At 64.6% G+C, this 4380-nt stretch carries 4 protein-coding genes; all 4 read left to right on the forward strand.

Features of this window, described 5'->3' with window-relative positions; genetic code table 11:
* The first annotated feature begins 163 nt into the window (after positions 1-163).
* Entirely contained in the window at positions 164-1276 is a 1113-nt protein-coding gene (locus tag WBV42_RS12240) for an ABC transporter ATP-binding protein (protein ID WP_423986288.1), read from the forward strand.
* Positions 1277-1312: 36 nt separating this feature from the next.
* Positions 1313-2461, forward strand: coding sequence for an ABC transporter ATP-binding protein (locus tag WBV42_RS12245; RefSeq protein ID WP_423986285.1), 1149 nt, complete (start codon positions 1313-1315; stop codon positions 2459-2461).
* Entirely contained in the window at positions 2462-3796 is a 1335-nt protein-coding gene (locus tag WBV42_RS12250) for a glucoamylase (protein WP_423986286.1), read from the forward strand. It begins immediately after the preceding gene.
* A gap of 31 nt (positions 3797-3827) precedes the next feature.
* Positions 3828-4380: glycerate-2-kinase family protein (locus tag WBV42_RS12255; protein ID WP_423986287.1), on the forward strand; the 553-nt coding region annotated here is incomplete at its 3' end.

Raw genomic sequence — 4380 nt, forward strand, 5'->3', positions numbered from 1 at the left:
GATCATGGCCGCATCGCTGTTGACCAGCATTCCCATCATCATCATGTTCGTTTACCTAGAGAAGTACATGGTCGAGGGACTGACCTTCGGGTCGGTGGAGGGCTGATTCGTGTCCTCCGAGATAGAGACCACGGAGAAATCGGCACCTGACACCAGCGCCGAAATCGAGACGGAACAGGCCGGGATCGACCTCTCGGACCTGCGGAAGTCGTACGGCGACGTGCTGGCGGTCGAGGGACTCGACCTCGAAATCGAACCGGGCGAGTTCCTCGTCCTGCTCGGGCCGTCGGGGTGTGGAAAGTCCACGACGCTCCGGATGATCGCCGGACTGGAGACGCCCACGGGCGGCTCCATCGAAATCGGCGACGAGGAGGTAACGAGAACCCTCCCGCAGAAACGCGGCCTCTCGATGGTGTTCCAGAGCTACGCGCTCTACCCGCACAAGACGGTCGCGGGGAACCTCGAATTCCCGCTCGGCAAGATGGACCTCTCGGACGAGGAGAAGACGGCGAAGGTCGAGCGAACGGCGGAGATGCTCGAAATCGCCGACCTGCTCGACAAGAAGCCCGGACAGCTCTCCGGCGGCCAGCGACAGCGCGTCGCGGTCGGCCGAACCATCATTCGGGAGCCGAAAGCGTTCCTGATGGACGAACCGCTGTCGAATCTGGACGCGCAACTCCGCGTTCGGACGCGGTTCGAGATTCGGGAACTCCAGCAGGAACTCGGGACGACGACGGTGTACGTCACCCACGACCAGGAGGAAGCCATGAGCGTCGCCGACCGTATCGCCGTCATGAACGACGGCGAACTCCAGCAGGTCGGGACGCCCGAGGAGATCTACAAGACGCCGGAGAATGCGTTCGTCGCCGGGTTCATCGGCAATCCGCCGATGAACTTCTTCGACGTTTCCGTCGGCATGGGCGTGGAACTCCTGCCGAACGGCGACACTGCGACCCTCGACACGTCGCTCCCCATGGACACCGAGACGCTCGGTGTCCGTCCGGAGGACGTGCATCTCCTCTCGACCCCTGCGGAGGACGTGGCGAACGTCTCCCGACCGGACCCGAGAAACATGACGAACGCCATCGAGTGCGAGATAACGGTCATCGAACCGCTCGGCAACGCGTACGAACTCGAACTCGCACGCGGGGACGACACCTTCATCGCCCGCCTGCGGGCGCTTCCGGAGGACGTGTCCATGGGTTCGACGGTCGAAGTCGCGTTCGACCGGACGGAACTCCACGCGTTCGGCGCGGCGGGGGAGGCGATTCGATGAACCGAACTGCTGATCGTAACCACGGAGGTGAGACGAATGGCGACGCTTGAACTGAACGAGTTGACGAAGATATACGACGACGCACAGGGCCGCGAGGTCGCGGTCGATTCGCTCGACATCGACATCGAGGACGGGGAGTTCCTGGTCCTCGTCGGACCGTCGGGCTGTGGTAAATCCACGACGCTCCGGATGCTCGCCGGGCTAGAAACCGTGACGGACGGCACCATCGAAATCGGTGGGACCGAAGTCCAACATCTCGCCCCGAGCGCGCGCTCGATTGCCATGGTGTTCCAGAGCTACGCGCTGTACACCAAGATGACCGCCCGTCAGAACATGGCCTACGGGCTGAAACACTCGACCGATCTGAGCAAGGCGGAACGGAACCGCGAGGTCGAGGACATCGCTGAACTGCTCGATATCACCGAGTTGCTGGACGACAAACCGGACGAAATGAGTGGCGGGCAGAAACAGCGCGTCGCGCTCGGCCGCGCCATCGTGCGCGACCCGGACGTGTTCCTGCTGGACGAACCGCTCTCGAACTTGGACGCGAAGCTTCGGGCGCGAATGCGGACCGAACTCCAGCAGTTGCAGACCGACCTCGACGTCACGGCCGTCTACGTCACCCACGACCAGACGGAGGCGATGACGATGGCCGACCGCATCGCCGTCATGAACGACGGCGAACTCCAGCAGGTCGCGCCGCCGGAGGTCGCCTACGACCACCCGGCGAACGAGTTCGTCGCCACGTTCCTCGGCAGCCCCTCGATGAACACCTTCGAGACGGTCGCCGTCGAGAACGGCGACGAGATCGAGTTCCGCCACGACGGGACGACGCTCGCGGCGGTTCCGCACGACACGGTCGAGTGCGCCGACGGCGAACCGATGACGCTCGGCCTTCGACCGGAAGACGTTCGACTGTCGGACGACCCGACGGACGGGACGTTCGCGGCCGACGTGACCGTTTCGGAGTATCAAGGCAACGATAATTTCATCCATCTCTCGGTCGAAAACCACGACCTGATGGCACGCGTTCCCTCGGACGTCTACCCGAACCCCGGCGAGACGCTCGGCGTGACGGTCTCCCCGCGGGACGTGTACCTCTTCGACGCGGACAGCGGTATCGCGCGCAAGACACGCGGTCTCCCCGACGAACAGCCCCCCAAACGATCGGTTTCCAACCCATAAATGGCAGAAAACACGACATATACGACGCTCCACGATTCGCCGACGACAGCCCTCGACGACCCGACGTTCCACCTCGACGTGTTGGACGACCTCGTCTACCCGGCCGAGTGTGCCGGGTCGGTCCCGCTCGCGAGCGACCCGGACGACCGCTACCCCTACGCCTATCCGCGCGACATCGCGTGCATCACGAAGGCGTGGCTTCACGCGGTCGAGTCGGGCGTTCGCCCCGGCGAATGTCGGGAGAATATCCTCGGTGCCGCCCGGTTCTTCCTCGCCGCACAGGACGACCGAGGGCGCTGGCGACAGCGGTACGCGCTCGACGGCACCGACAAGGGAATCTATCAGCAGGAGGATAACGTTGGACACGGCCTGCACGTCCTCTCACACGCGGTGTTCGCGCTCGACGCGACGGACTCGCTGGAGACGGCCAATCCTGCATTCCGGCAGGACATCATCGACGCGACGGAGCGGGCCGTCGCGCACGTTCAGGACGAACTCTTCGACCCGAACGCCCACCTCGTCGAGAGCACGACGAGCATCCACGAGGGGCGCATCGAATCGGGTTACACGCTCTGGGTGAACTGCGTCTTCGTCGCCGCCCTGCGCGGCATCGAACGCGCGCTCTCGCTCCTGCCGGAGGACTCGGAGACGGTCGAGGACCACATCGCAAGATTCCGGTCGCACCTCGAAGGCGGCGTGAAACGCTCGTTCACGAGTCCGGCGCAGGTGCCCCGGCGGTACACGCCGGACGGAAAACTCGACGTCCGACCGGACGTGACGCTGTTCGCACCGTTCTACTTCGGCCTCGAAGACCTCTTCGGGGACGCGCTGCACGAGGCGGCGAACCGCTCCGCGACCGCGCTCGAAGACCCCGAAATCGGTGGTATTCAGCGATTCATGGGCTTCTACCGTGACTTCGACGTGCACCAGCACGGCGGCAACGGGCCGTGGTTGCAGTACACGGCGTGGCACGCACAGTACCGATTCGCGAACGGCGAGACCGACCGCGGAAACGACGTGTTGGCGACCATCGCGTCCTACGCCAACGCCGAGGGACACATTCCGGAACACCTGACGACCCGACGGCGCTTCGAGGCGTTCGTGGAGAACGAGTGGAGTACCGGATTGGACTTCGAGAAGGAGTTCGACGAGGACGTGTTGCGCGACGTGTCCTTCGACTTCGTCGCCGAGGAACTGGGCCACATGCAGGAGGCCTACAGCGACCTCGAAGCCCAGACGGCGGAGCGCGACGTTGTCCGGTTCGCCATGCCGCTGGCGTGGTGTCACGCGGAGTATCTGACCGCACTGTTGACCCGTGACGCCGCCGAAGCGTAATTGAAACGGCGCTCCCACTTTCCCATAATCCATGACTCACGACCATCCAGACTCGCGGACGCCGAAACAAGTCGCGCTCGACTGCCTGCACGCCGGCATCGACGCCGCACATCCACGGCACGTCGTGCGCCGAAAGCTCTCGCGCGACGGAAGCGTCCTCACCGTCGACGGCGAATCGTTCGACCTCGACTCGTTTTCGACCGTCCTCGTCCTCGGCGGTGGCAACGCCGCCGGGGAGATGGCGACCAGCCTCGAAACCACTCTCGGAGACTATCTCTCGGGCGGCACCGTCGTCACCGACACGCCCGCCGAAACGGAGATGATCGAGGTGCGGCCCGGCGACCACCCGCTGCCAAGCGAACGGAACCGCGATGCGACCGAGGATATCCTCTCGGCCGCCGAGGAGGCCGACGACGAAACGCTCGTCATCGCGCCGATTTCGGGCGGCGGCAGCGCGCTCCTCTCCGCACCCGCGGCGGGAATCTCGCTCGATTCGTTCCGCACCGTGACCGACGGACTGCTCCGCTCCGGCGCGGACATCTACGATATCAACACCGTTCGGCGGGCGCTGTCGAGCGTGAAGG

It is taken from the genome of Haladaptatus sp., assembly GCF_049589095.1.
Classification (GTDB): domain Archaea; phylum Halobacteriota; class Halobacteria; order Halobacteriales; family Haladaptataceae; genus Haladaptatus.